Raw genomic sequence first — 26,333 nt, forward strand, 5'->3', positions numbered from 1 at the left:
TTAAAAGAACTGTAATCAGGTTTTAATGATGTTAGACATCATTAAAATGGTTTTTAAAGTGGCCAAATCCAGACCATTATTTAAAAACTATTATAGTGTAATCTTTAAATACTTTCTATTTAGACACAACTTGCTTAGAAATAGCATTACTCACATTAAATGTTTAGACGAACAAACGCTTGATACAAATTTTCGCCTAGTTGGTTATATAATTAGATTATATTCTCAGGGCATCATTAATGGCATAGACTGTAAAAGAAGGGCCTTAAGAAGTGTTAGAGGATTTCTGGTACCTATTGAAGAGTTTATGCTTGGCACAGGTATTGAATATGCTTTAATAAGTGGTTGGGGCTATGATTTTAAAGGTAGATACTGGTTTAAAGGTAGTGTTAAATTTAAGCATATGCATTGGCCAATTATAGAGACATTTGATCTAGGTCAATATGATAGTGTTAATGTCGATAGTAAGATAGTACTAGATATTGGCGCGTTTATCGGGGATACAGCAATCTGGTTCATAACGAGAGGCGCGAAACGTGTCTACGCTGTTGAACCGCTGCCTATCAATTACAATGAAATGCTTCAAAACATAACATTAAACAACTTATCGGATAAAGTGATCCCCATGAAGGTAACAATCAGTTATAGCGAGCGTAGGATAAAAATACCCCGTAGTGTGAGCGCTTACGTGAGAGGAGGTTCTATTAGTGAAATGCTGCAGTCTTCACGGGCTCAGAGTTATGAATATATTAATGCAGTAACACTCAGTGAGTTATACAAATCTTTGCCTGAGAAACCTACAGTGCTTAAAATGGATTGCGAAGGTTGCGAATTCGATATCGTTTTAAATGATTATAACATAGTTAAAGAATTCAATCAAATAATCTTTGAGTACCATTCATATATTACTAAGCGAAGTATCTATGAATTAATTTCTATACTTAGCAAAGATTTTAGATGCAACTTTGTGAAAGAGGAACTATATAGAGATAAGCCTAGAAATATGCTAGGAATGCTTCATTGTACAAAGACTACTTAATGAGCTTAAAATACGCTACATCTTTCACATGGTCAAAATGCTTAATTCTAGCTAATCTGTAGCCGTAGTCTCTGAGGAAACTCAGTAAATCAGTGGTTTTCACTTGATCTATGTGTACTTCAATCACTAGTTTATCTATGACTCCTCTACTTAAGATATTCTTTGAGCCCTCAAGAACTTTCAGCTCATAGCCTTCAACATCGATCTTAGCGATATCAACACTATCGATTTTTCTACCAATAAATCTACTAGAATTACTCAGTATGTAGTCTAGCGTCACTAGCGGTACATCAAAGTATTTGAGCACCCCTAGATCGCCCACAGGATTTTTAAGCAGATGATCTTTAATAAGAGATGACGCCTCGATATTAGCTTTTGGCATATATAGTCTAGCAAAGCCTATTGAGTTCCCAAGCGCATATGGCAACGCCTTGATATTTTTCACTTTATTTAATCTAATGTTATTTACGAGCCAGTAAAACGATTCAGGATTCGGCTCGAAAGCAATAACAAAACCGTCATCAACAAGTTTCGAGGCAACCAATGAATACACACCTATATAGGCGCCAACATCAATAACCACGTTACCCTTACGTGGTATGAAATCAGGATGAAGCATATACTCTCTTCTCTCAAACATATCAGGAATATTTATAAATATAGTATCTAGGTTGTTTACATATATCTTGACACCAAAATGTAGTTTGACCACTGGATGATTAACCAACTCGTATTTAATCCATGGAGTAATTAACGAGATTTTAAACTTTAATAAGTTTCCGTTGATTAGTGAAGTGAGGTCTCTTAAAATGCTTCTGGCAAAAATAATAAAACTAGGCATAAATTTCCCTCTAGATATATTTAAGACATCTAATATAAAAACCGAATATAAAACTAGCTTAAAGAAGTAGAGCCGGAAGAACTAGTTCTCGGTCAAAATCTAATATAGCATAACTACAAAAAGAGCCGGCAATATGATCTGCGGATACTTGCTAATGAGGTTATTAAACGTCAAACCATAGCAATAGTTACTGTGTTACTGGCAGTAATTATCAAGGTTCCACTGATGAGAAGCGTTTTAAATAAAGTAATATTAAGGGTCACTATATAGAGGAGGAAGGTAAGCTCTTTGCTACCATTATAACAATATAATTAGTTCGATTCTATGGGAGGCTTGAAAGAGGGGTTTGGAGTAAGGTTGAGATCAAAGGAATATGTGTAAAAATCGCTCAAATTATATGGAACGAGACGAGCTTGTTAAGGCCTCCAAAGTTATTTGGGCTCTGAACAATACTGCGTCGGCGATAAGCCTACTACTTGGAGAAAGGACTATCTCTAGCCACAGCTTGTTAAGGGGATTAGTTGATGTTTTGTCTAGTGAAAAACAGGGAATACGGTAGCTCTACCGCTTATGTAAGGTTCTTCATTCAAACTTCTACTACGGCTTTATGAGCAGAAGAATGTTTTGAAGATGTGAGGAGGATTGCAGAAAGGCTTTTAATAATACTATAGGAGTTTCTAGTGAAGAAGCCGCTGAGATAATTCTATTTGAATAAGAGCAATAAACAATAGGACGATTGGTGAGGTTTTGTTATGAATAAAATTGAGATTATAGGTATTAAGTTGCCTTTGATTAAACCTGGTGATGATATCGTTGATGCGATAATTAGGTGTGTTAATGAGCAGGAAGTTCAGCTTTTAGATGGAGATGTTCTCGTTATTACCGAGAAGATTGTTTCAAAGTCTATGGGGTTGTTGATCGAAGAAGAGAAGGTCAAGCCATCTAAAGAAGCGTTGAGAATAGCGAATAAAACTGGTTTAAACCCTAGATTTGTTGAACTGATATTAAGAGAGTCTGACGATGTTGTAGCTGTTGTTCCTATAAGAGAGCTTGTCTATAGCAAGGCACTTGATCTCTTCTCACTCGCTGAAGATGTTAATGCTGCTAAAAAAACTTATCGATGAATATCCATACTTCTTCATAGTTTTGAAAGAGGGTATGCTATGGAGTGATTCAGGCATAGACTCGTCAAACGCTCCCCCGGAAACATATGTTATACCTCCGAGGAATCACAATGAAGTTGCTAGGAGAATCCACGAAAAGATCCGTGAATTAACAGGCAAATATATTCCAGTAGTGATTTGCGATACAGAGCTCTTTTCAAGGGGTTCGATCGATTTCGCTAGATAATGTCTAGTTGTGAAGAGGCCTGAAAGACTATATAGGGTTAGGATAACTCTTCTAGCTAGGGGAGAATTAGCATGGAAGACGTATTTGTTGAAGACGTTTTCGAAAGGAAGAAAGAAATAATATTCGAGGAGATCCCCAGGAGATCGCCAAGAGTACCTTACTGAAACCCTTCTCACAGCTAATCCAGGGCCTGGCAACTGTAGAATAGTAAACACAAAAGGCGTTTAATGTCGAGAGGGGTTCTCGACGAAGTTTAATGATTTTAACCGATAGGGTGCAACGCTAAACACTTCTATCTTTAAGAAAGCTCTCGCTTTTAACACAGAGATTAGGTCGGACTCCCTAGATACATACAAATATTTTAGAGAAAGGGGTATTTGATGTTTATCAGGGTGTTTGTATACGGCTTCAAGTATAAAAGGTCTTGTATTAGCTGCTGGCGAGGGTTCTAGGCTTAGGCCTTTCACTTTTTCTAGGCCTAAGCATCTCATACCTCTCTTGGGTAAGCCGATGATCCAGTACCCTATTGAAGACTTGTTTTCTACCGGTGTTAGAGATATCGGTATTGTTGTAGGCTATTTCGGCGATATGATCAGAGATATCCTAGGAGACGGCACTGGTTTCGACGCGAGATTCACTTATATACAGCAGGAGAAGAGGCTTGGCATCGCCCATGCTATCCATAGAGCTATCGAGACTGGTTTCGTTGATAGAGAGTTTATCGTCTATCTCGGCGATAACATCCTCAGCAACGGGATCAAGGACTATGCTAGGACATGGTTTGAGGATAATAGTGATGTCCACATCCTCCTAGCCAGGGTGAGAGACCCTAGACGCTTCGGTGTAGCTATTGTTAGGGATGGTAGGATAGTTAAACTAGTTGAAAAGCCGAAAGAGTTTGTATCAGATCTCGCGGTAGTCGGCGTCTACATGTTTAGAGACCCTGATCTCGTCGAGAAAGCTTTCAAGAGCTTGAAGCCCTCCTGGAGGGGGGAGTACGAGGTGACAGAGCTCATCCAGTGGTTTATAGACAACGGGTACAAGGTTTCATACTCTATAGTCTCGGGCTGGTGGAAAGATGTCGGTACATACGACGGCCTCCTGGACGCGGTCTACCTGCTACTAGACAGAGCCGACCCTAGGATAGAAGGGGTGGTCGAAGGAGATGTTAAAGGCAGGGTTGTCGTCGAGAAAGGCGCTATTGTCAAAGGCTCTGTATACGGGCCAGCCTATATAGGCAGAGATGTTATCGTTGAAAGAAACGCTGTCGTAGAACACTATGTCTCAATAGAGCAGGGGGCTAGAGTATTGTCAGGGAGTATTATGAGGTCTCTGGTAATGGATGGAGCAGAAATAGATTTGAATAAGGCTAGGCTTATCGATAGCGTGATCGGTTCTAGAAGCATTATTAAATGCTCTAGAGAACTACAGGGCGATATAAGTCTTGTTATATCGGATTACAGCCGTGTACAACTCTAGGTGCTAGAAATGAGGGTGCTTGTAACAGGAGGAGCAGGGTTTATAGGTAGCAATTTCGTAAGACACATCGTAAACGAGTACGGCTGGGAGACAATAGTCTACGATAAACTGACTTACGCTGGTAGAATAGAGAACCTCCGAGACGTTTTAGACAGGATAAAGTTCGTGCGCGGGGATATTGCGGACGAGGAGAGTTTTACAAGGATGGTCAGAGACTTCCAGCCGGATGTAATAGTGAATTTCGCTGCTGAAACACATGTAGACAGGTCTATTAACGAGCCTGCTCCATTCATTAAAACAAATATCGTCGGCGTATTCACAATCCTAGAAACCATGAGGAGGATCGGGTATGACATCCTACTACTACATGTATCGACTGACGAGGTTTACGGAGATTTATGGGGGACTAGTAGAGAGTCTTCTGAAGAAGATGCTCTAAACCCTTCCAGCCCCTACTCGGCTTCTAAAGCATCCGGAGACCTACTTATTAAAGCCTATGGGAGAACATACGGTTTGAAGTACAGGATTGTAAGACCCTGCAACAACTACGGCCCATACCAGCACCCTGAGAAACTAATCCCGAGATCCATCATTAGAATATTATACAATAAGCCCCCGGTGTTATACGGTGATGGGAGCCAGGTCAGGGACTGGCTTTATGTAGAAGATACTGCCAAGGCGATCACACTAGTTATCGAGAAAGGCTCTGATAGAGAGATCTACAATGTATGCGGGAATATGTATGCTACTGTTAGAGAAATAGTTGAGAAAATCCTCGAGGCTATGGGTAAGCCTAAGAGCTTTATAGTATACGGGAAGCCTAGGCCTGGCGAAGACCGGAGGTATGCTATGGTATGCGCGAAGATAAGAGAGCTCGGGTGGAAACCGCTAGTAGGCCTGGAAACCGGGCTCAGGCTAACTGTAAAATGGTATCTGGAGAACGAATGGTGGTGGAAACCGCTAGTAGATGAGAGGTATGTCCTAGCCGACCACCCGTGGTGACCCTATGAGAATACTTGTTACTGGTGGGACAGGGCTACTAGGCTACAACGCTTTGAAGATTCTCCGAGAGAAGGGTTTTAAAACATATGCTACATTCCACACACATAATCCCCCGCCAGTAGACGGGGTAGAGTGGATTAGGCTAGACCTCGGGGAATACGATAAAGTACTAGCTGTATTAAAAGAGTTAAAGCCCGATATAGTTTTACACACGGCAGCGTACACAGATGTCGATGGTTGCGAGGTAAACAGGGATGTAGCCTACAGGGTCAACTATCTCGCGACGAGAGCCCTAGCTAGTGCGGTTCTAGAAGCAGGGGGTTTCTTAGTCTATATCTCTACAGACTATATATTCGACGGTGAGAGAGGTATGTATAAAGAGGAGGATATACCCTATCCTATCAACTTCTACGGGTTTACGAAGCTTCTGGGAGAGGTAGCAGTACAGTCTATACTAGGAGTAGAGAGAGCGTTGATTATCCGTATCAGCGGTCTCTACGGGTACAGCCCGACAGGCAAGAAGAATTTCGGTTTGCAAGCACTCGAAAAACTTGTGAGAGGCGAGGGCGTCTATGCTTTCTACGACCAATACCTATCCCCTACATACGCCTACCATCTAGCCCAGAGAATTGTAGAAGCTTTAGACAAGGGGGTACACGGCGTAATACACTTAGCTGGCGAGAGAATGTCTAGGTATGAGTACGCGACTATGCTAGCAGAAGCTGTAGGAGCTGATAAAAGCCTTGTCATACCAATCTCTATACGAGAAGCAAGGCTCGCGGCTAAGAGGCCGAGAGATTCCAGCCTGAATACTTTGAAGGCTAGGGAGATAGGCTTATCACTACCCAGTGTGAGAGAGAGTATCGAACACTTTGTTAGAAGCTATAGAGAGGTATCCGGGGTCTGATATGCCTTTCAAAAGCTTTAAGAGGCTTGAGATACCAGATGTCATCCTAGTCGAGTACACTATATTTCCTGACCAGAGGGGTTTCTTCACAGAGTTATACAAGAAGACAGCTTTCCACGCAGGCGGGATAACATACGATTTCGCCCAGGCTAATCTAAGCTTCTCGAGGAAAAACGTTGTCAGAGGGCTCCACTACCAGCTCAAGCCAGCTGAGCAAGGGAAGCTCGTCTATGTTATCGATGGGAGAGTGTACGATGTCGCTGTAGACATTAGGAGGGGTTCGCCCTGGTTCGGAAAGTATGTTGGAGTAGTTTTAGAGCCTGGACTAGCCCTCTGGATACCACCCGGGTTCGCCCACGGGTTCCAGGCTCTCGAAGACTCCTACTTCCTATACCTTGTTACTAAAGAGTATAGCCAGCAACTAGAGAGATGCATCCTATGGGATGACCCTGAGATAGGGATAAACTGGCCTATTAGAGAAGGTGTTATCCTAAGCGAAAGAGATAAGAAGTGTCCGAGGCTTAGAGAAGCCGAGATAAACTTCGAATACCCGGTCTAGAAGAGGAGAATCCGAGAGGTATTATAGTGTGTAGGAGGAGTCAAGGCAGTGGGCCAGGCGCTTTTTAGCGAGCTGGAGGTATTAATCAATTAAATTGACGAGCCTGGTGCTAAATGGAGTTGGTTCTCTCGGGGGCTGACGGCTCCGGCAAGACTACTACTGCTAAGCTTCTCTACAACCACCTGGCTTCGAGAAATATAGTTGTCTGCCTCCACTGGTTTAGGGGTAGCCATTTCCTCGCTTCTATACTCCTACGCTTCCTATCCAGGTTCAGAGGTTTCCAAGGCTTGTGCAACCCGTACTATAGGGTTTGCCTACCTGGGAAGCTGAAGCCTTTGTGGATTCACATAGAGTTCCTGAGCTTCCTACCCTACCTGCTAGCCAGGCTCCTCCTTAAACGTGTATGCTTGGTCGTTGGCGATAGAGGCATACTAGATTTTACCGTATGGCTTGTAACAACCCTTGGAGAACCTGGTGTCGTCTCAGGCTTTATCGGCAGATTCCTCCTAAGGATGGCATCGAGAGAAAGCAGCGTATACCTCTACGCGGACCCGGAAGTGCTAGCTGGGAGAGCCGACGTCCCCAGAGGCTTCCTCCTGAGAGAGCTAGCAGTCTATAAAGTCTTATCCAGGTACTTCGCTAGGATCTCTCTAGACACGGGAAGGTATAGTCCAGCCCAGGTTGCTGCGAGGGTTTTAGATTGGCTGAGACTAGCCTGACGCAGAAGCTTATCGGAGTCTTAGACGGCTGGTATACTCCAAGCAGTTTAGACGAAATCCTAAAGCTAGCCGAGGTCTCAAAGCAGAACAAGCTAGGCCTAGCCTACCTGAGGAGAGTCAGGGACTATCTGCATAGGGAGTGGCTCCTCGAAGAAGCCAGGTTCAGGAGGTATATAAGGGGTTGCATCGAGGTAGCTAAAGCCCTAGAGGGGCTGAGCTACGCTTTCTACAAGTTTAGGAAGCCTCTGGAACACGTCTCCGTAGACCTAGATGTCATGGTCAACCCTAATCAGATCTCCACTGCGGTCTCAAGACTTAGGGAGAGAGGGTTTGAGGTTGTGGTTAAAGAGCCTTATACTGTAACCATGAAGAAGAGGGATTTCATAGTTGATCTCTACACATACCCCTCCTTCGCCTGGGTAGTATACCTAGATACATACAAGCTCCTAGACTGTTGTACGGAGGAGTTCGAGCTGTATGGCTACTTGGTCAGGGGCATGACTAGAGAGGCTGAAGCTGTTTTAGCGGCTGCCCACGCTTTCTACAAAGAGTACCTATACCTCCTCATCGACTACTATACAGTTAAGCAGTGGGTTAATAGCAGAGCCCTCAAGCTAGCCCGAGAACTAGGGGTTTCAAGCTCTTTAAAGCTCTCCATAGAAATAAACAGACTTGTTGACATTGGCACTATAGAGCTACCCTACTTAATACATCCATCCACAATCCTAAAACTCTACCTAGAGAAGTTCTCCAGGGACCCGCTCTTCAGAGCAACATCAATAAACATCCTACGTTACATAGCCACAGAGAGATCTGGTAGCGTAATCTACTGGAAGCTCACTAGGAGAAGTTACTGAGCATTACTCGTTTAAAACTTAATACAAAACACATTTTATCAAACCATAATAACAGTTTTAGCAGGGCTAGTACTTAACCATGGCGTTTAGCTTTATAGTTCTTAAACCTTTAATTAAATATCATCTTATGTTAGAGGGGGTAGGTATAAGTTATAATTTTTCTTTATATCAGAAAGTTGAAAAATTATAGAGAGCTGGAACAATAAGTGATAAAGATTATAGATCATTAAAAAAGAAAACTTGGAATTTCTAAAACTTTGGCTATAATAATTGGTGCTATAGGTATAGCATTAGTAATAGGAGGAGCATTATATTTCCTACATTCAATTCATTCCCAACCATCTACATAACAACTAACAGTAGATTCACAATATGTTTTTCTAAAAGCTGAAGAAAATGGACAATATCATCTATTTTATTATGATCCGCATGGTAATTTACATGGTTTAGGAACATACAGTGTACAAAGTAATACTCTGGATCGGGTAGTTGATGTTATTAATTCATTCAATCAAAAATATATGGGTACTACTGTTAATGGTCAACAATTCATACCATTGAATTATATGGTAGTTATAGGAAACAAAACTAATTTAGTCCAAATACCTGTACAAGGAAACACAATATTATTGGATAAGGTTGACCCAGGATACTGGACAGTAGTTGTCAGTGATCCAGATGATTTAAACAAACTAGCATACGCATTAAATACAGGATATAAATTATCAGCAACATTATCTGGAACATCAGACTTATGGTATACACACCCCTTTGGAACAATAGAACAAGAAACAATGATGCTACAACAATACTTAGCAAATCCAGCATTTATAGGAAGAGAATTAATAGTAATGAAAAATGAAACATTAATACCTTGGGGATTTATGCTTGGTGCTGACCAATATAGTTATGCAGGGAAATTAAACTTCATATTACAAGCAGGCTCCACTGGATATAGCTAATTTTCTTTTTAGATATTTTATGGTATATTTAATTCGTAAGGTACTCCAAAAGTTGCAATAATCCAATTTAAGTACATATAACCAGCTCCGCCACCAGATCCAGTACTCACAAACAAGTAAGGCTGATTCTGATAATTATTACTATTTTCAATTAATAAAAATTAAGTGGAGGATACCGAGCATTTCAAGCTTTTCGCGCCTAATCCACGTACAGGTGCTTCAAGTATCAACAAGTAGCCCGTCGCGAGGAATCAACTGAAATCACAAACGTGGAAGGGTCTTTCCCTAGCAATGTGTTTTTTACAAGGTAGTCTATATGGTAGCAACTCTATGGTGATCGCTTCTCCTTGCCTATATTCAACTTTACTCGTTAGGAATTTAGGGGGTTTATCTAATATTCCAGCCTTATACAATTCTATTCTCTCGCTCTCTATCAACCAATTTGATAAAACTATTCCTATGCTACCTGAAATGATCAAGATTACTCCAAACCATGTTGAAAACTCTGTTATATGAGGCGCTATCATTTGTAGAAGCACTAAAACTAGGATTCCTGCGAAGAGGGTTGCGAAAGAAAACCGGCAAATTTTCTTCGAATTAACATACTTCTTACGTAACCCCTCCATAAATTCCGGCTTCGACAATCTTTCTATTTCGCACTCGAATTTTTTCAATACTACGTATGTAGCATATAATGCCTTTTCCAAAATCTCACTAGGATTATCTACAGGTTGTACAAGCTCAGACACATTATCTATCTCACAAAGGTTGGAATTTGATGACTCGGCCTTAATCCGCATCAGAAATTCGTTTTTAGAATTACGCCATATCTTACTAATTTCTTTCTCAAATTCATTATGATAGTCCTCTTCGCTCTTGACGACCTCTTCTGTAATACTGCTTTTCATAATAAGCTGCCTACTCAGGGGCGCGTCTTGAATATAGTGTAATGCTCTCGCCAGATGCTTCATTGCCTCTTCTTTAAATCCAAGCATATAGCACCTTACAGCATTTACAAAGTAGTATCTATATGCTAGATCGTTAAGCCCTTCATGGTGTTTCACAAATTTTTCATACGGCGTTGGTATTTTAAGCACTTTTTCTATTATTTCAGATTCTTTTTTTAGCTTAAGGCATTCAATATGATCAGATCCGTACTCTTTAACACACGTATCGTAGCTTCTTTCAAGCTCTTTAATTTTCTGCCATATTTCTCTACATTCTTCCGGAGTAATTTCTTTTCCTTCATAAACACATTTTTCCTTTAGAACTTTTTCTTTATCATTTTTGTCTTGCTCATCTGGTTCAGCTACGTGTTCAACTATTATCTTTCGAAGTTCTTCATCGATAAACCGCCACCTACACCGTGATAGAATTTCTTCTGTCATCTCTCTATGCAATTTTCCCGACGGCATTTCAACACCTTTTGTATAACAGGGCTAAAGAGGCTGTTTGTTTCTATCATATATATTAGTTTGAATTATTTTTATTAAGTAATCGCTGAAACATCCGACACCTGGAGGGTACTTAGCACTACTGTACCTTAACAGTCTCTTAAATCATCCTACTTTGTTAATTGGTTAGAGTCGTATGGTAGGGGATTAGGGTTTCTAGTACCACAAGCTGTTTTAAGTGTTTGGGAGAGTGTCTAATATCGTGCTAGTAGGAGTGTCTGCTTGAAGATCCTTGTCACAGGCGGGGCTGGTTTCATAGGGCATAACCTGGCTTTATTCCTCGGTGAGAAAGGGTTTGATGTTGTAGTCTTCGACAGCTTTGAGAGGCTTCTAGGATCGCTATCAGGAGGCTGGAGGCTGCTGGGATACCTATTATCAGGGGGATGCGAGGTCTTTCAACAGATGCCAGGGTTTCGACGTAGTAGTCCACGCAGCAGCCTATGTTAGCGTACCCGAGTCTTTTGAGAAGCCTGCCGAATATATCGATAACAATGTTACTGGGACTGCTAGAGTAGCATATGCCTGCGGGAGCGCTGGAGCTAAAATAATATACCTGAGCTCTGCTGCCGTCTACGGGGAGCCTATTAGACTACCCATCCCCGAGGAGCACCCTGTCAACCCTCTCTCACCATACGGTTTAAGCAAGTACCTCGGCGAACTCGTGCTACAGTGGTTTAGCAGGTTCTACGGTTTCAAATACGTCATCCTGAGGTTGTTCAATGTATACGGGCCCGGCCAGAACCCGTCTTACGCAGGAGTAGTCACTGTTTTCGCTGAAAGAGCCCTGAGGGGGGAGCCCCTAGTAGTATACGGGGACGGCAGCCAGACAAGAGACTTCATATACGTTGGAGACGTTGCTAGGATAATACTCGGGTTTATCGAGAGAGACCTATTCGATAACACAGTGTATAACGTGGGCACAGGCAAGCCGATTACAATAAACCAGCTCGCCAGAGAAATTGCTAGGCTGGCTGGGAGGGAGAGAGTTGAAATAGTATACGAGAAAGAGAGGCCTGGCGATATAAGGCACAGCTACGCAGACGTTAGAAAACTCTTGTCCAGGATGAACATAGAGTTTACACCACTCGGGGAAGGGCTTAGACACGTACTAGACTATATGAGACAACTGACTATACCCCGCTGACCCCCTCCCCCTCTCTGCTCTAAAATGCCGGCTCCCAGTTGTATACTCGATGAAAACATAGATGTTACAACCCCTAAGGGTCTGACTTTCATTTAACTGGCAGGTGTTATCCCCGATTTTCTACTACAACCGTTCTCTATGCGAGACTTCGCTAGTGCCGAACTAGAATTTAAAAGGATTCTGTTTCTGAGCCTCGAATACCCTGTTAGAGAGTTAAACATGTAAACGGCGAACCTACCTGTAGCAAACATGCTAGCTCAATTGTCGATCAAGACGAATGATTTACGCAATGTTAATAGAAACTTAAGATATGCTAGCGTAGTATAGTATGCAGGGCGTGTAAGTATTGAGGGATGAGGCTGTTCGCTGGCTGGACGAAGCTCTATGGGATTTAGAGACAGCAGAGATTCTGCACAGAGAGAAGAGGTATAATGCGGCTGCTTTCTACTCTCACCAAGCGGCTGAGAAAGCATCTAAAGCCCTTCTATACTATGTGAATGAAGCCCCCTGGGGCCATAGTGTAAGGCTGTTGCTTCAAAGGTTTTCCGAAGCAAGAGGGATTAGCATATCCGAGGAGCTAATGGTCTGTGCGAGAGAGCTAGATAGACACTACATACCCTCTAGGTATCCAAACGCCCACCCGGCTGGGACACCGCACGAGGCTTACGATGAGGAGACCTCGCGCAGAGCTATCGAATGCGCTAGAAAGGTTGTAGAATATGCTAGGAGAGTCGTCGGCAGGTAATCTAGGAGAGGCTGTCAGGATATTAATCGATAGGTTTAAGCCTATAGCCATAATTTTATTCGGCTCTAGGGCTAGGGGTGATTACAAGCCTTGGAGCGACTACGACATACTGATAATAGCTTATTTCACCAAACCCTATCTAGAGAGGTTGGGAGAGGTTCTCGAAGCGCTTAAAGACATACCGCTACCTATAGAACCCCACCCGTATACGCTGGAAGAAGCATTGAATATGCTTGAAAAAGGGAATCCGATTATCGTAGACGCGCTTAGCGAAGGGAGAATACTGTATAGTACACAAGAGCTAAACAAGCTGCTAGACAAATTCAGCGAAATGGTTAGACAGGGGTTGAGAAAAACAGATACATCTATAGTACTCCCTAGGAGGGCTCCGCAGATTAAATAGTTAGGAGAAGCTACTAGGAGAATGCTCACCCCCAGAACTTCTCAGAGTATTCGAAAGCACTGTGGGAACCGGGGGTATCGGCTGATCCCCTAAGCATCTAGTCCCGGTATTAAACATCCAGCCTATCTAAGCGCTGCGCCTGGAATCCCTCTGGTATTTGTGGAGCGACCATGGTAGTGCGAGAGCGTATGCTATTGTAGAGGATAGAGCTGACGAGACTAGGTATTGGGGGTATAGGGTTTCGGCTGTTAAAGCTATAGAGGTTAATAGTGTTTTATGTGCTGCAGCCAGCATAGCTGATGTCGAGAGCGCGATCACCAGGCCTAGGCTCGTGTTAAAGCCTAGTACTGTAAATACTGCCCAGAGGATTCTGCCGAGTACTACTCCTATCACTATAGTCGGTAGGAAGAGACCGGCGCAACCGCCTCCCCCTACAGTAAGCGATGTCGCGATAATCTTCGCCAGTAGTAGCACTAGTAGTGTTGCGAGAGCGAACCCGGCTGCCGGGGAGAAGAGTTCGTTCAAAACCCCGTATCCAAAGCCGCGTGACTGGGGCACAAAGTATAATGTGATTGCGAGAAGGATTGAGGATACGGCTACTGCTTTAAAACCGTGGATTGTTTTAAACCTGCTGACAAACCTCGTGAGCCATATGAATAAGAGCGATACGAGTGCTGCCGCAAGACCTGTGACAAGGGCTAGGAGTAGGTCTAGGGTATCGAACTGAGCGTAGACTTCGGTAGGGCCCCTCCTAATATGGGGTTCTACCAGGAGCCTGGAGACCAGGTAGGCTGTTAGAGACGAGGCTACTGCATAGAGGAAGGCCGGCGCTTCCAGATCCCTCTTATACGGTAGTTCGAGAGCATACAGTATCCCTGTTAGAGGTGCTTGGAAAGCTGCTGAAATACCTGCCGCTGCACCAGCAAGCATCACATACCTCCTCTCGCAGTCCCCAACCCCTGCCCGGGCTATCGCCCACGAAGCCAAACCGGCACCTAGTACGAGGAAGGGGCCCTCAGGCCCCCCACTACCGTGAAACCCTATTGTGAGTATTGATAGAGCGAAGTAGCCTAGGAACTCCCGGGGCTCGAAAACACCGGTTTCGCCGAAGAACCTCGAGAGGACGATATCTGAGCCTCCGCCGCAGGAAATCCTGAGTAGTGTTGCTAGAGAGTAGGGTAGTGCGACTGCTAGAACAGGAGCAATATAGTAGAGGATCGGGTTTGCTTCGACAATACTGTTTAAATAAGCTACACTCTCGAAGAACAATCTCGCGGAAATACCGGAGGCAACCCCTACGAGTATGACAACGAGCATTAAACGGTTGTTCAACTACTCTCACCGGTTAACCATCTATTAACCGTGAGGAGTAGATAAAACCTACACGGCTTTAGAACCACTGCATCGACAACAAACAGAAGTTGCAGCCGAAAGCCATGCCCTTCAGGGCGGGGAGAAGGTTAGTACGTTCTTCTCTAAGGCAGTATTATAACGCTACCTACATGCCCCGTTTTTTGCTCGTCGAAACCGAATAATTCCCTAGCGAGCTCTCTAGCAGTATCCCCGCTACAGTGGAGTGGTATAACAATCCTCGCCCCCAGGCTCTTCAAATCCTTGAAAACCTCTTCGACCTCGCTCCTAGAATAGCCGATCATATGGAACCCGCCTACTACAGCGTACACTCTCTCACCCAGGTCCCGGGAGGCTTTCCTAGCGATGTTTTCAATACCGGGGTGGGAGCAGCCTACTAATACTACCAGCCCGTACCCTGGTATTCTAACAGCCAGTGCTTCCTCGTAAGGCGGGCCGTATAACTGGCCGACTACAGCTATCCCCGGGGAGATAAAGGTTGTATTAGGCACTTCGACAACCCTCTCGAAACCCAACCCTCTAACCCATTCCTTGAAATACCTGCTAGACCCCCCTGGTATGTAGACCGGGATACTCTTGTTAACCCGGGCTAAGGCTTCCAGCCCGCCCGTGTGGTCGCCGTGCTCATGCGATATTACTACTGCGTCAACCCTCGATAGATCGATACCGAGGATCCTAGCATTCCCTAGGAGGGCTTCAGGATCGGGTCCTGTATCGAATAAGACCCTGTACCCACCCAACACGACTAGAATACTGAGACCCCACGGAGACCCGAGCCTGCCTTCGGGGTCCCCATGATTGTCTACGAGCACTACCAGACGTAGAACCGGGTAGCCGACGCCCCCGTAGGATACGTTGCCGAGTAAATACTTGTACTAGTACCCACGTGACCCGGCAGCGTGGCAGACAGGGTTGTTAGAGCCGGCGTCGTCTCTAGTGTTTTCTCCCAGTATAGGAACAGTGCTGGTAGAGAGACGGATAGTAGAACTAGTAAGAGCATTAGAACCCTCCGGGGAGTAACCATAGACTCTGAATCCTCGAGCTACAGTATTTGCTCCGAGATAATTTAAATTATTCTATACAATACTAGTCCAGCATGATGCGAACCGGGCGACTCCGAGTAGAAGCATCTAGCCTTCTACAAGCCTCTCTATTAGCGAAATTTCTTCCCTCACTATTTCATCCCATTTCTTCACCTTCCTAGGAGGGGATACTTTAATATCCTTGGACCCGAGTATGTTTAGAGCTTCAGTAGCCAATCCTTCGACATCCCCCTCCCTTACTAGGACTAGGCCTTCAGCACCTTCATAGTTGAATCTCAGAGCGGGGATATCGTAGGCTACTACAGGGGTTCCTAGGTAGAGGGCTTCTAGGACAGCGTAGGAGTAGGAATCCATATGGCTAGGGTATATCACCAGCCTTGCATTCGCAATATACCTAAACCTTTCTACCCTGGGGACAGCGCCTGGTAAGACTAGCTTGCCTTCTAAACCAATTCTCCTAGCATAGCGCATTATCCTATCTCTCAGGGAGGCGTTCACCAGTCCTGTAGCTACTAGCTTGATATCCCTGTAGGATCTAGTAATCGCCTTGAAGACTTCTAAACCCTCGATAAAGCCTTTGAGAGCGTCTATCCTGCCACCGAAAACGATAAAATCTTCTTTAACACCCCTCTCTCTAACTGTCTTGATTAAACCGAGGTCTACCTCGTCGAGGCCCACCCCAGGGTCTAGAGCGTGTATCCTAGACTCCCATTCAGGCCCCATTTCATAACCAATAGACCTGCTCACAGAGATCAGCAGGTCGTAGCTACGGAGGAGCCTAGCTACACTCCTACTACTCGAAACAGCGAGCTCAAGCCTTGTCCTAGCCCTCCCAGCCAGCTCTTTAACAGAGCCTGGGTAGAGGGCTGAATACCACTTATCATAAGCTCTTACAATCTCCTCCCGCCTCCTCCTATCCCTGATAAACACCGGTAATTGCAGTAGTGCCGCTGACTTAGCTTCATACTCGTCTCTCAGAATAGAGCCTAGGCGGAGGAATTCGAGACGTTCGTGGAGGGAGACTACGGCCCCTACCTCTGTTTTTGACGCATCTCCCACAATCCTTACCATCCTTTTCGAAATACTATTAGGCGTCAGCCCTAGGAGGAATTCGAGCCTCAACTTGAAAAGAGCTCTTAGAACAGGGCTACTGTATACTTTCACTACATCCCTATCCCTAGAAGAAGTAGGATCGGATTTAGTCCTAACCAGCTCGTAGATGAGAATATTGAAGCTTTTCCTATAAGCCTCTATAGACTTCAGCGCTCTAATAGCTCCTCCCGAAAACGGTGTAAGAGGCTCGGTAACGACAGCAATAGTAGCCCTATTAGCCAATTAACGCACCCCTCTATTAAATACTATACATGGTATTTGAATCGAAAACGCTGTATAACAGCTTGCGGCAAAGCCTTCTACTCAAAAACTATGAAATCGTTCTTTAAAATATTTCTCCTTGTATAGTGGTTTAATCCCTGCTCTAATGGCAGGTCTTTTGGTATTGGTATACTACTGTATTATACAATATTATGTAAATTATGTTCACAATATTCTACCTACTATATTCTGTCCAACCCGACAATTTTTAGAGCAGGCATTGGGATTTTATAAAATACGCGGGGATCCCTGACGTACATTAAGTAGAAGCTCCTACTCTTAGTTTTGATTCTATAGAGCCCTCTACCAAGCCTCTCTCTAATAACTCTCTCGATTGCTTCCTCTCCACCTTTTATCTTTTTAACCAGGCTGTAGTTGAAAATTACCAGTAGCGTAGAATCATCCATACCAAGGGTTCTCGGATCTACCAGCCTAAATAACCCTATAGCGAAATCTAGTGAGGCGTTATCCATAGCACTTATCAGCCTATAGTTTCTGAAAGTCCACGGGGCTACAACCGGCAGTAATGCTATTAGCCTCTTAGACCTGTATTCTAAAATCTCCCATATATTGAAGCCGCTTGCTCTAACGCCATCTACATGCATTTTAATAAGCCTTTTCAAATACCCTAGCCTATTCGCATACCTCTTCTCTCTAAATACTCCTTTGAGTTCCAGGGCAGCATTTACCCCTGCGAGGACAGGGGCTACAATCCTAGGGTTCATTCTAACAGCGAACTCAGTGTCTTCTCCTGCATTGAGGTCTCTCCACCCGCCCTTCTTCAAGGCTTCTTCACGGGATACAACCAGGCCTCCAATATATTTTACACTACCATACTCTTCGTAAGCATCTATAGCCTTGTGGAAGTTAGTGTTGTAGATAGTATCGAGGTCGAAATAGGATGCTACGCTATTCTCAGGGCATTTATATAATGCTATATGCCTTCCAAGCCCCCTAGAGCACTTATACCTGTATACTCTAAGGTTGTAGTCCTTCCTAAGCTCTAGAAGCTTCTCCCATGTCCCGTCAGTAGAGTAATTGTCTACGACTACAATCTCAGCATCAGGCCTCCAAACACTTTTTACAGAAGCCTCAACCCACTCCGCGTTATTGTAGACCGTGCCGTAAATACACACCTTCATAGTCGCGACCCCATGCGTTTATATAGGCGGTATATAGTAGCCCTGCCGAGACTACTATTTATAACCTAGCCCGTACCGGTTTAATACCTCGCCCAGCTTCGTCTTAAACCTAAAGTACCCGAATCCTTCTACTAGTGCTATACCCTTCCCCCTTATGCTACGTGCTAGTTCAGGGCTTCTCTCGACAGTTCTTATAATCCTGGGGACTTCCGAGATATCAGTGTATCCTAGGCCCGGGTCTATCCTGGAAACTATATCCGTCCAGGCGCCGCCGTCTCTGTAGACTACCGGTATAGCCCCTGCTGCTACAGCCTCCGCAACAGATAGGCCGAAGTGCTCCGGGTATGGCGGGTGCAGGTAGAATAAAGCCCTCCGCAAGAGGTCTCTGAGCCCGCTCCTAGGCATGTTCACGACTATACGTACATTACCCAGCCCCATAGACTCGGCTTTCTCCCTCAGCTTTAGAGCGTAGGAGTAGCCTTTCCTCGTAGCAGACCCTACGATAAAGAATTCGTAGTCTCCCAGTACTCTAGCAACTTCTAGTATGCTTTCAAGCTTCTTCTCCGGGCTAAACCTCGATACTGTAACAATAATCTTCTCCCTAACCCCCTCCTCTCCCCTGAAGTATTCTACGTCGACTGGAGGGTGGAGCACCTCGACCCTGAACCCTCCCCCGTAGGTTTTCAAGAACACATCCCTAGTCCAGCTACTATTCACTAATACTAACCTGGGAGTCCCGGAGACAGAGTCTGCAACCCATTTGAGGACACGCTCGTAGACCCTGTATGCGAACCCTCTCCTACCCCCGGGCATTATGAGAGGTACGTGTATGTAAGCTATGTCGACAGGAGTGGGTAGGTGCGACGAAGTGTCTACGATGAGGCCCTCGCTCTTATCAAGCCTCTTAATTATCTCGCCTGCTAGAATAGCCCTCCTAAACCTAGTCATCCTACCGCCGGAGACTGTTCTCAGAGCTGTGTCCAGGAACCTGGCACCTGCTGGCAGAGGCCTTGCTTCAAGCCTGGGTGTGAAACCCGGGGATAGGAGGCGTATAGCTTCCTCAAGCCTCTCCCTATCGAGGTAGAAAGTCAGTATCCTGCTCTCGAAGCCTAGCTCTAGGAAAGCCTTGTGCATCTCTATAGCTAGCTTCTCGGCTCCCCCGCCTACTTCTATCAGCGGGTGTACTATAACAACCTCCAATACGGACACCACTACTATTCTACTATAACCCCTACCCCGGCGAGCTCTCTCCTCACGCCTGCGATTACGTCTTTATCCGGTACTTCGAATACAACCTCTACTAGAGCGTAACCGACTGGTAGGATAGGGCTCATCCTATCGTGCCTAATATCTATGACGTTGCACCTATACCTGTACAAGACGTCGAGAACCCTGAGGAGCTGCCCTGGGATATCCCTCAGCATGAGTTTTAGAGAGGCTACCCTGCCCTCCCCCGTGAAACCCTTCATTAGAATCCTGTGGAGGGTTGTTAAATCGATATTCCCTCCGCTCAGCAATAGAACTATCTTCCTACCCTGGTTCTCTAGGTAACCGCTTAAAAGAGCTGCCAGGGGTAACGCGCCCGCCCCTTCGACAAGTATCTTAGCCCTCTCTAGCAGCAGGTATATTGCTCTAGCTATAGAATCCTCGTCTACTTTAACGACATCGTCTACTACCTCGCCCATGACCTGGAACGTTAGGTCCCCGACGCTCTTTGTTACAACACCGTCTGCTATCGAAGGCTTAGGCTCTATCTTAACAATCCTGCCTTCAAGCCTTGAAGCATAGTATTTAGCCGCATTCTCTGGCTCCACACCTATAATCCTAACACTAGGCTTCAGCTTCTTCAATGCCACGCCCACTCCTGACACCAGGCCCCCTCCCCCGATCGGGACTAATACTGTTTCGACATCGCTTAACTGCTCGAATACCTCTACACCGATAGTCCCCTGTCCCGCTATAACCTCGGGGTCGTTGAAAGGGTGGACGAATAGAGCCTTCTTCTCTCTTGCTATCTCAACTGCTTTCTCGTAGGCTTCATCGTATACGCTACCGTAGAGTACTACCTCAGCCCCGTAGCTTTTCGTAGCATTGATTTTGAATATAGGTGTTGTCTCAGGCATTACAATCGTAGCCCTAGCCCCGAGAACTGATGAAGCGTATGCAACACCCTGGGCGTGGTTCCCGCTTGAAGCAGTTACAACACCCTTCTCCCTAGCCTCCTCTATATGCCTATAGATCTTGTAGAATGCTCCTCTAGCTTTGAAAGCACCAGTCTTCTGCATATTCTCGAGCTTCAAGTAGACTTCGTTACCGGTCATCCTAGAGAAAGTCGTATTATAGACTAGAGGAGTCTTGTGGACACCTTCGTAGACTACCCTCGTAGCATCCTGGATCAAGCCCCAGATAGAATCGAGCAGGCTGCCCATAAACACTACGCCACCAATATTATCTAGGAAACAAGTATTTAACTAGTAGCAGGCTGTTAGATTCCTACCCGTATTGTCTAAACCAGTTTATCAGCTCGCAGAAATCCCTGAAATCCCTTCCCGGCTTGAGATACCTGACTCCTCCAATACTCTCCGACAGCATCCTATAGTAGGATTCGTTATCGTCTATGAGGACTATCTCCCCGGGTTCGATAATAATACCCTTCTCCACGACCACCCTCTTCAGGATTCCGAGGGCTATAATATGTTTATCAGGCGTATTCTCAATCCCGTGGTAGTCGAAATACTCGTATATCCCGAGCCCGCGCATTATACCCTCGACGATAACTGGGTTATTCCAGCTCAAGGATGATACAATAACCCCTTTGCTACGGAGATAGGCGAGGAATTCCCTAGCGCAAGGATATAGGCATAGCCTGCCTCCGGAACTATCTACTACGCAGTCAACACCCTGGTTTACAAACGGTGGTTTAAGACTGCTTGCATCAACGTGGTCCCAGAGCGTTAGATCAAGGTCTACGAATACTAGTTTCACTCCCACGAGGCCCACTACCACTATGGTGGGTTGAACGCTACATCCAGGCACCGGGTTCCGGATGCTTCTTACCGGTGGAAGTCTACTACTGGAGCAAGCGCCGGGGGCGGGATTCGAACCCGCGCGGGCGAGAGCCCACTGGCTCTCAAGGCCAGCCCCTTAGGCCGCTCGGGCACCCCGGCTCCGGAATAATTTATTTAGAATCCCACGCTTTAAACAATTACTGCTTCCTAACTAATCCGCCTAATCCCACGAGACCCGCTAGCGCTAGAACCGGACCTAGGAGGATCTCTGCTGTATAATACGCTATAAACCCTGCTACTACCCCGCCTAATACATCGCTAAACCAGTGAACGCCTAGTAGTAGCCTTGTGAAACAGATCCCGAGGGCCCAGGCATAGAATAGGGCGCTAGCTATACCTCTACGCTTCCCTTCGAGAACGGCTATCGCGAAAGCCCTGGTCGCATGGCCGGATGGGTAGCCGTAGTAGTCTATCGACAGTAATACGTTGCCCGATGGGATACTAGCTAGCCCAGGCCTAGGTATCCTGAATAAGAGTTTGAGAGACGCATCTAGCAGAACGGTTATGAATAGCAGTAGGCCTAGTTCAAGGCTGTGTAGCGATACGCGCTTGAATCTCGCTATGTCGGCAGCTACTAGCACCAGCCATACGGCTACGAGAAAAACTATGTCTGCAGTAGCCGAGAAAGCTTCTACAAGCATATTCCTCCAGGACAGGTGCTGGTAGACGCCTTCGTCTAGAGGCTTGAAGAACCCTAGTACTACGGTGATAGATACCAGTGTAAACACTACTACTGCTACACCTAGTTTTATGACAACCCTCTTACCATGGTACCCCAATAATAATCCCTGCTAGACGCTTAAACAAGGATTAGTGTTCGAAAAAAATAAAAACTTATAGGTTAGTGGGCTAGATCGGTTTTGCAAAACCCCATTTTTCAAGTGCTCTAGCAAGCTCTTTATGTTCTTTAGCATACTCTTCTAGCGGTATCCCTTTGACTATAGCCTCTAGACTCTGCCTAACAGCTCTAGCCCCAGCCCTCGGGCCGTCAGGGTGTCCTATAGTACCCCCACCGATCTGTAGGACGAGGTCTGTGCCAAGCGCTTCAATAACTATTGGGAGGTTGCCTGGGTGTAAGCCTCCAGAAGACACCGGCATCATAGGTTTGATATGGTACATTTTCTGTGGCAGATGGAATTCGTCGTCAGGGTCTGGCGTGAACTCTTCGGATCTAATCATTTTCGCAATCCTAACAACATCTAGCTTAGCCCCTTCCAGCTTGCCTGCTCCAGCAGTACCTATGTGCAACTGGTCCATCCCTATGATCCTATAGAGTTTGGCTAGGGTATACATTGAGATACCGTGGTACGGGTTCCTAGTCATAGCAGCGTGCATAGCCCTGTGAGCGTGGATCGCGAGCTTGTACTCTTCGGCAAGATCCCTGATGTATGTTAGAGCAGACCAGCCTGTTATTACAACGTCGACCATTATATACGGGTTACCGTAGTCTGCTACAAGCTTAAGCCTCTTCTCCATCTCTCTGACATCGGCTGTTATATTAGCGAACCAAACTTTTCTCTCACCGGTTTCTTTCTCGACTTTATCGATAATCTTCATAATAGACTTAGCCCTAGCCTCGAACCTGCAGAAACTAGGGCTAGCCAGGTTCTCGTCGTCTTTGATATAGTCCATACCGCCCATGAGAAGTTCTAGAGCGAGCTTCTCGACCTCCTCCGGTGTATAGCCTACCTTAGGCTTAGGCACTGTCCCTACGATAGGCCTGTCGTAGACCCTGAATATCTCCCTGACACCTTTAACCCCTTTAGAAGGTCCTTTGAAGTAGTCGAGGAAGCTCTTCGGAAGATATATGTCCTCAACCCTTAACCCTTCGACCCTTCTCATCCCGAATATATTGCCTGCTACGCTCGCGAGGAACGCCGGCATATTCCCTTCTTCGAAGAGTTCTACGGGGTAGGCTACCCTCACGAGGTAGGAGCCGTCTTTCAAATCCTTGAAATAGTATGCTCTCCCACTAAGCTTCTTAACCCTGCTCGTATCATACCAGTTGAACAGCGTAGTCCAAGTCCCAGTGCTGCTCTCAGCTGCGATGCCTCCCGCAGCGTCTTCAACCGTAAAGCCTTGGGCTGGCTTAACCCTGAATGTCACTATGACGTGAGTATCCGGATCCGGCGTATAGTTCTTATCCACGTATTCAGGATAGGGTTCGAAGCCTGCTTTGCTCAAGTAATACACCTCTATCCTATAAATAACTCTTTTTACCCGGATAAATACTAACTATTTCTATAGACGGTATATTTTGAGGTTGTATACATTGGCTCAGGAAAAAATTGTATACAGCGACCCTAAAGGAAGATTTGATTTCCTAGAGCATACTAGCGATGTGTACGTTAGGGCTAGGGGGGTAGACCTCCTCAGTCTCTTCGAGAATGCGGGTATAGCCCTTTTCGAAGCGATGGTGGATACTAATAGTATCCGGCCGGTTGTAGAAAAACAAGTTAAAGCAGAAGGGTTCGACCTAGAAAACCTACTGTATAAATGGCTTGAAAACCTCCTCACACTATACTATGCTGAGAGAATAGTATGCGGTAGTGTCTCGGCTGAGAGGTTTGAGATAAGAAAGGCTAGTGGAGAAGCCTACTATAGGATTGAAGGAAGGTGTCTAGGCGAGGTATTCGACCCGGGGAGGCATGAAGGCAGGGTTGAGGTTAAAGCAGTCACATATAGCCTAATGAGGATTCTGAAAAGCGATGAGTGGGAGGCGTACGTAGTACTAGATATATAGTTGCTTGCTTAAACCAGTCGATGCAAACCCTTGTTGAAGACGTTGCCCGGTCTAATACACTACCCGAGGGATGCCTCGGTGAGCATGGAGTTCTCTTAGTTTCAGCGAGCATTTCTCGCAGAAAAACCTTTCCTTATAGTCGACGTCTAGGATGCTATTACTAAAGCTCATAACACACTTTTTATAATCGCAGTGGTCTAAGCCTAGCAAATGGCCTAGTTCGTGTACAACTTCTTTGATAACTCTCTCAACGTAGAGGTCGTAGCTCGGCTTCTTACCGTAGTATTCCTCTCTCAGCCTCTTCGTAAATACTACCCCGGTTTTCCTAGCTGGTACCGCGAGGCCGAATACGAAGTTTAAACCAGGCTCGTACCCGTCTACCTCCCCGATCCCGATAACGTATTTGCTACCGGCTACTCTAAGCCTGGTGAAGTACTCGTATAACTCGTTTACAAGGCAACTGGCAAGGTACTGGAGGCGTGCCCAGTCGTAGCATTTCAGGCTTGGCTTAACTGTTTCAGGCCATTCTACAATATCTAGTTCGAGGCCGGCTCTCGAGAAGCTCTCCCTTACACTAGATGTTATATACCCAATGTATTCTACCACCCCGGCTGTTGTAAGCGGTATAATAAATACTTCCAGCAAGCAACCACCGCTAGGATAAAATGCCGCCGCGGGGACTCGAACCCCGGACATCCCGGTCTTCAGCCGGGCGCTCTCCCAGCTGAGCTACGGCGGCTCTTAAATATTTATCTCGTAGAAGGGATTTTTAACACTTTCTAGCGTACACTATCTTACCTAGTGCTAACGTTTTATTCTCGGGCACCATATACAATATAGGGGTTTAAAGGATTGATTGCCGCAATACTAGCAGGAGGCTTCGGGAAGAGGCTCCGTCCCTACACAGAGGATGTGCCGAAACCCCTGGTACAGGTAGCTGGCGAAGCGATCATCGACTGGCAGATTAAATGGCTTAAGAAGCATGGTGTTAGAGAACTAGTCATACTAGCAGGATATAAGAAGGAGAAGCTTATAGAGCACCTGGGAAGCGGCTCTAGGCACGGTGTTAAGATAACGTATGTTATAGAAGACGAGCCTCTCGGCACAGGCGGGGCTGTAAAGAATGCCGAACACGTCTTATCTAAAGAAGAAGTATTCCTCGTCTTAAACGGGGATATACTAACCAACCTAGACCCTAGGAAGCTAGTGGCTAGGCTCGAAGAAGACAGTAGGTTGAAAGGGGTTATAGCTTCTATCCCCCTCCCGAGCCCCTACGGGGTCTTAAAGATCGAGAAAGACATGGTAGTAGGATTCATTGAGAAACCTGTTCTAACCGACTACTGGATTAACGCAGGAGTCTACGCTCTAAGGCCCGAGAGCCTAAAGTACTTCCCGGAGCGAGGAGACCTCGAGAAAACAGCCTTCCCTAAGATGGCTGAGGAAGGAGTATTAGGCGTCGTCAGGTACGAGAACGTATTCTGGAAAGCAGTAGACACCCATAAAGACCTCGAGGAGGCGGCTCAGATAATAACAAATGTTTTAAAAGGAGAGCTTTAATCAGCATTTCCGGCTTACATCACGTTTTCATGAGACCCTCTTCTCATCATCGACATAATATATTTGGAGAACCCTGGTTAAAACATTGAGTAAAATATTTCTGTTTAGAAGGGAAATATTATACAAGGTGGCTTGATTGGTCCATAAATATATCGAATCCAAGACGAAGATTCTAAGCGAGAAAGAGAAAGAAGAGAGGTATAAATACCTCAGCAAGGAAGTCATCGACATCAACGAACCCGGTTTAGATAGTATACCGGAATTCTACGGTATAGCGAACGCTATATGGCACGACTGGGTGGAGGGGAAGATAAGTACGAAGACGGCATTAGGGAGGCTAATGCTATTGAAACTATTGACAAACAAGAACAAGAACCGTAAGATAGCTAACATACCCGACGAAGAGTTGGAAGAGGTTAGGAAATTCATAGACTACGTTATGCAGGTTGTGAGAAACGAGAGTAGGAGGCGTGGAGAACCGGAGGAAGAGAGGACAGCGTAGTCTCCGGCACCCTACTATGGTAGTATTACGGTACGCTAGTGAAGTTTATAAAACTGGCTCAATAAACCATAT

29 protein-coding genes, 2 tRNA genes and 1 pseudogene are annotated in these 26,333 nt (G+C 45.3%); 17 read left to right on the forward strand and 15 right to left on the reverse strand.

What is annotated here, in order from left to right; genetic code table 11:
- Window positions 1–46: 46 nt before the first annotated feature.
- Window positions 47–1,039 (forward strand): FkbM family methyltransferase, encoded by a 993-nt coding sequence (locus ACSU1N_RS02300; protein WP_440060006.1) that lies wholly within the window; start codon window positions 47–49, stop codon window positions 1,037–1,039.
- Here the strand turns inward: ACSU1N_RS02300 and ACSU1N_RS02305 are convergent.
- Window positions 1,032–1,751 carry an FkbM family methyltransferase gene (locus ACSU1N_RS02305; RefSeq protein ID WP_440060007.1) on the reverse strand — a complete coding sequence of 240 codons (720 nt, stop codon included), beginning with the start codon at window positions 1,749–1,751 and terminating at the stop codon, window positions 1,032–1,034. The genes ACSU1N_RS02300 and ACSU1N_RS02305 overlap by 8 nt on opposite strands.
- A gap of 881 nt (window positions 1,752–2,632) precedes the next feature.
- Here ACSU1N_RS02305 and ACSU1N_RS02310 point away from each other — a divergent pair.
- From ACSU1N_RS02310 to ACSU1N_RS02350, 9 genes are all read left to right on the forward strand, one after another.
- Window positions 2,633–3,004 (forward strand): coenzyme F420-0:L-glutamate ligase, encoded by a 372-nt coding sequence (locus tag ACSU1N_RS02310; RefSeq protein ID WP_440060008.1) that lies wholly within the window; start codon window positions 2,633–2,635, stop codon window positions 3,002–3,004.
- The gene (locus ACSU1N_RS02315) at window positions 2,979–3,230 is read left to right on the forward strand and encodes a coenzyme F420-0:L-glutamate ligase (protein ID WP_440060009.1); all 252 of its coding nucleotides are present in this window, start codon (window positions 2,979–2,981) and stop codon (window positions 3,228–3,230) included. Before ACSU1N_RS02310 ends, ACSU1N_RS02315 begins: the two co-directional genes overlap by 26 nt.
- 396 nt (window positions 3,231–3,626) lie before the next feature.
- A complete protein-coding gene (locus tag ACSU1N_RS02320) occupies window positions 3,627–4,709 on the forward strand; it encodes a glucose-1-phosphate thymidylyltransferase (RefSeq protein WP_440060010.1) in 1,083 nt (360 codons plus the stop codon).
- A gap of 9 nt (window positions 4,710–4,718) precedes the next feature.
- Entirely contained in the window at window positions 4,719–5,711 is a 993-nt protein-coding gene (gene rfbB, locus ACSU1N_RS02325) for a dTDP-glucose 4,6-dehydratase (RefSeq protein WP_440060011.1), read from the forward strand.
- 4 nt (window positions 5,712–5,715) lie between these two features.
- Window positions 5,716–6,618 carry a dTDP-4-dehydrorhamnose reductase gene (gene rfbD, locus ACSU1N_RS02330; protein ID WP_440060012.1) on the forward strand — a complete coding sequence of 301 codons (903 nt, stop codon included), beginning with the start codon at window positions 5,716–5,718 and terminating at the stop codon, window positions 6,616–6,618.
- 1 nt (window position 6,619) lies between these two features.
- A complete protein-coding gene (gene rfbC / locus ACSU1N_RS02335) occupies window positions 6,620–7,177 on the forward strand; it encodes a dTDP-4-dehydrorhamnose 3,5-epimerase (protein WP_440060013.1) in 558 nt (185 codons plus the stop codon).
- A 113-nt stretch (window positions 7,178–7,290) separates the two neighbouring features.
- Window positions 7,291–7,896: a hypothetical protein gene (locus ACSU1N_RS02340; protein ID WP_440060014.1), complete on the forward strand. Its 606-nt coding sequence runs from the start codon at window positions 7,291–7,293 to the stop codon at window positions 7,894–7,896.
- Complete coding sequence (locus tag ACSU1N_RS02345) at window positions 7,878–8,753, forward strand: nucleotidyltransferase family protein (RefSeq protein ID WP_440060015.1); 876 nt, start codon at window positions 7,878–7,880, stop codon at window positions 8,751–8,753. The genes ACSU1N_RS02340 and ACSU1N_RS02345 overlap by 19 nt, the downstream gene beginning before the upstream one ends.
- Before the next feature lie 566 nt (window positions 8,754–9,319).
- Window positions 9,320–9,715: a hypothetical protein gene (locus tag ACSU1N_RS02350; RefSeq protein WP_440060016.1), complete on the forward strand. Its 396-nt coding sequence runs from the start codon at window positions 9,320–9,322 to the stop codon at window positions 9,713–9,715.
- Window positions 9,716–9,966: 251 nt separating this feature from the next.
- Here the strand turns inward: ACSU1N_RS02350 and ACSU1N_RS02355 are convergent, their stop codons facing one another.
- Entirely contained in the window at window positions 9,967–11,130 is a 1,164-nt protein-coding gene (locus ACSU1N_RS02355) for a hypothetical protein (RefSeq protein WP_440060017.1), read from the reverse strand.
- Between the two features lie 261 nt (window positions 11,131–11,391).
- On the opposite strand from ACSU1N_RS02355, the gene ACSU1N_RS02360 reads away from it, so the two are divergent.
- The 4 genes and pseudogenes from ACSU1N_RS02360 (at window position 11,392) to ACSU1N_RS02375 (ending at window position 13,461) form a co-directional block, all read left to right on the forward strand.
- Window positions 11,392–11,616 (forward strand): NAD-dependent epimerase/dehydratase family protein, encoded by a 225-nt coding sequence (locus tag ACSU1N_RS02360; protein WP_440060018.1) that lies wholly within the window; start codon window positions 11,392–11,394, stop codon window positions 11,614–11,616.
- 10 nt (window positions 11,617–11,626) lie between these two features.
- A pseudogene (locus tag ACSU1N_RS02365) lies at window positions 11,627–12,313 on the forward strand (NAD-dependent epimerase/dehydratase family protein); the annotation flags it as partial.
- A gap of 346 nt (window positions 12,314–12,659) precedes the next feature.
- Window positions 12,660–13,058: a HEPN domain-containing protein gene (locus tag ACSU1N_RS02370; RefSeq protein ID WP_440060019.1), complete on the forward strand. Its 399-nt coding sequence runs from the start codon at window positions 12,660–12,662 to the stop codon at window positions 13,056–13,058.
- Window positions 13,033–13,461: a nucleotidyltransferase domain-containing protein gene (locus ACSU1N_RS02375; protein ID WP_440060020.1), complete on the forward strand. Its 429-nt coding sequence runs from the start codon at window positions 13,033–13,035 to the stop codon at window positions 13,459–13,461. The genes ACSU1N_RS02370 and ACSU1N_RS02375 overlap by 26 nt, the downstream gene beginning before the upstream one ends.
- 126 nt (window positions 13,462–13,587) lie before the next feature.
- Here ACSU1N_RS02375 and ACSU1N_RS02380 read toward each other — a convergent pair whose 3' ends face one another.
- The 11 genes from ACSU1N_RS02380 to rbcL all read right to left on the reverse strand — a co-directional run bounded on the left by ACSU1N_RS02380 (window position 13,588) and on the right by rbcL (window position 23,643).
- Window positions 13,588–14,793, reverse strand: a complete 1,206-nt coding sequence (locus ACSU1N_RS02380; protein WP_440060022.1) for a chloride channel protein — start codon at window positions 14,791–14,793, stop codon at window positions 13,588–13,590.
- 143 nt (window positions 14,794–14,936) lie between these two features.
- Window positions 14,937–15,644 carry an MBL fold metallo-hydrolase gene (locus ACSU1N_RS02385; RefSeq protein ID WP_440060023.1) on the reverse strand — a complete coding sequence of 236 codons (708 nt, stop codon included), beginning with the start codon at window positions 15,642–15,644 and terminating at the stop codon, window positions 14,937–14,939.
- A complete protein-coding gene (locus tag ACSU1N_RS02390; protein ID WP_440060024.1) occupies window positions 15,644–15,832 on the reverse strand; it encodes a hypothetical protein in 189 nt (62 codons plus the stop codon). The genes ACSU1N_RS02385 and ACSU1N_RS02390 overlap by 1 nt, the downstream gene beginning before the upstream one ends.
- 130 nt (window positions 15,833–15,962) lie before the next feature.
- Complete coding sequence (locus ACSU1N_RS02395) at window positions 15,963–17,210, reverse strand: glycosyltransferase family 4 protein (RefSeq protein WP_440060025.1); 1,248 nt, start codon at window positions 17,208–17,210, stop codon at window positions 15,963–15,965.
- A 221-nt stretch (window positions 17,211–17,431) separates the two neighbouring features.
- Entirely contained in the window at window positions 17,432–18,391 is a 960-nt protein-coding gene (locus tag ACSU1N_RS02400; RefSeq protein WP_440060026.1) for a glycosyltransferase family 2 protein, read from the reverse strand.
- 54 nt (window positions 18,392–18,445) lie between these two features.
- On the reverse strand, window positions 18,446–19,591 hold the full coding sequence (locus tag ACSU1N_RS02405; RefSeq protein WP_440060027.1) for a glycosyltransferase: 1,146 nt from the start codon (window positions 19,589–19,591) through the stop codon (window positions 18,446–18,448).
- Between the two features lie 14 nt (window positions 19,592–19,605).
- Window positions 19,606–20,820 (reverse strand): threonine ammonia-lyase, encoded by a 1,215-nt coding sequence (gene ilvA, locus ACSU1N_RS02410; RefSeq protein WP_440060259.1) that lies wholly within the window; start codon window positions 20,818–20,820, stop codon window positions 19,606–19,608.
- Between the two features lie 64 nt (window positions 20,821–20,884).
- A complete protein-coding gene (locus ACSU1N_RS02415) occupies window positions 20,885–21,391 on the reverse strand; it encodes a magnesium-dependent phosphatase-1 (RefSeq protein WP_440060028.1) in 507 nt (168 codons plus the stop codon).
- An 83-nt stretch (window positions 21,392–21,474) separates the two neighbouring features.
- Window positions 21,475–21,558, reverse strand: a tRNA-Ser gene (locus tag ACSU1N_RS02420).
- A 38-nt stretch (window positions 21,559–21,596) separates the two neighbouring features.
- Window positions 21,597–22,238, reverse strand: coding sequence for a phosphatase PAP2 family protein (locus ACSU1N_RS02425; RefSeq protein ID WP_440060029.1), 642 nt, complete (start codon window positions 22,236–22,238; stop codon window positions 21,597–21,599).
- A 70-nt stretch (window positions 22,239–22,308) separates the two neighbouring features.
- A complete protein-coding gene (gene rbcL, locus ACSU1N_RS02430) occupies window positions 22,309–23,643 on the reverse strand; it encodes a type III ribulose-bisphosphate carboxylase (RefSeq protein ID WP_440060030.1) in 1,335 nt (444 codons plus the stop codon).
- Between the two features lie 88 nt (window positions 23,644–23,731).
- Between rbcL and ACSU1N_RS02435 the strand changes: the two genes are divergently transcribed.
- Window positions 23,732–24,202 carry an archease gene (locus ACSU1N_RS02435; protein ID WP_440060031.1) on the forward strand — a complete coding sequence of 157 codons (471 nt, stop codon included), beginning with the start codon at window positions 23,732–23,734 and terminating at the stop codon, window positions 24,200–24,202.
- A gap of 51 nt (window positions 24,203–24,253) precedes the next feature.
- Here the strand turns inward: ACSU1N_RS02435 and ACSU1N_RS02440 are convergent, their stop codons facing one another.
- Window positions 24,254–24,847, reverse strand: a complete 594-nt coding sequence (locus ACSU1N_RS02440; RefSeq protein ID WP_440060032.1) for an archaemetzincin family Zn-dependent metalloprotease — start codon at window positions 24,845–24,847, stop codon at window positions 24,254–24,256.
- 21 nt (window positions 24,848–24,868) lie between these two features.
- Window positions 24,869–24,941: transfer RNA gene (locus ACSU1N_RS02445), tRNA-Phe, on the reverse strand.
- Between the two features lie 113 nt (window positions 24,942–25,054).
- Between ACSU1N_RS02445 and ACSU1N_RS02450 the strand changes: the two genes are divergently transcribed.
- Both ACSU1N_RS02450 and ACSU1N_RS02455 read left to right on the forward strand, forming a co-directional pair.
- Window positions 25,055–25,759: a nucleotidyltransferase family protein gene (locus ACSU1N_RS02450; protein ID WP_440060033.1), complete on the forward strand. Its 705-nt coding sequence runs from the start codon at window positions 25,055–25,057 to the stop codon at window positions 25,757–25,759.
- A 136-nt stretch (window positions 25,760–25,895) separates the two neighbouring features.
- Entirely contained in the window at window positions 25,896–26,261 is a 366-nt protein-coding gene (locus tag ACSU1N_RS02455) for a hypothetical protein (protein WP_440060034.1), read from the forward strand.
- The last annotated feature ends 72 nt before the right edge of the window (window positions 26,262–26,333 follow it).

The organism is Thermogladius sp. 4427co, from assembly GCF_051933805.1.
Taxonomy (GTDB): Archaea; Thermoproteota; Thermoprotei_A; order Sulfolobales; family Desulfurococcaceae; genus Thermogladius.

Coding starts and splice junctions, on each gene's coding strand:
- ACSU1N_RS02300 (WP_440060006.1), top strand. CDS start 47: ATGGTTTTTAAAGTGGCCAAATCCAGACCATTATTTAAAAACTATTAT.
- ACSU1N_RS02310 (WP_440060008.1), top strand. CDS start 2,633: ATGAATAAAATTGAGATTATAGGTATTAAGTTGCCTTTGATTAAACCT.
- ACSU1N_RS02315 (WP_440060009.1), top strand. CDS start 2,979: ATGCTGCTAAAAAAACTTATCGATGAATATCCATACTTCTTCATAGTT.
- rfbB (WP_440060011.1), top strand. CDS start 4,719: ATGAGGGTGCTTGTAACAGGAGGAGCAGGGTTTATAGGTAGCAATTTC.
- rfbD (WP_440060012.1), top strand. CDS start 5,716: ATGAGAATACTTGTTACTGGTGGGACAGGGCTACTAGGCTACAACGCT.
- rfbC (WP_440060013.1), top strand. CDS start 6,620: ATGCCTTTCAAAAGCTTTAAGAGGCTTGAGATACCAGATGTCATCCTA.
- ACSU1N_RS02340 (WP_440060014.1), top strand. CDS start 7,291: ATGGAGTTGGTTCTCTCGGGGGCTGACGGCTCCGGCAAGACTACTACT.
- ACSU1N_RS02350 (WP_440060016.1), top strand. CDS start 9,320: ATGGTAGTTATAGGAAACAAAACTAATTTAGTCCAAATACCTGTACAA.
- ACSU1N_RS02355 (WP_440060017.1), bottom strand. CDS start 11,130: ATGCCGTCGGGAAAATTGCATAGAGAGATGACAGAAGAAATTCTATCA.
- ACSU1N_RS02375 (WP_440060020.1), top strand. CDS start 13,033: ATGCTAGGAGAGTCGTCGGCAGGTAATCTAGGAGAGGCTGTCAGGATA.
- ACSU1N_RS02390 (WP_440060024.1), bottom strand. CDS start 15,832: ATGCTCTTACTAGTTCTACTATCCGTCTCTCTACCAGCACTGTTCCTA.
- ACSU1N_RS02400 (WP_440060026.1), bottom strand. CDS start 18,391: ATGAAGGTGTGTATTTACGGCACGGTCTACAATAACGCGGAGTGGGTT.
- ilvA (WP_440060259.1), bottom strand. CDS start 20,820: ATGGGCAGCCTGCTCGATTCTATCTGGGGCTTGATCCAGGATGCTACG.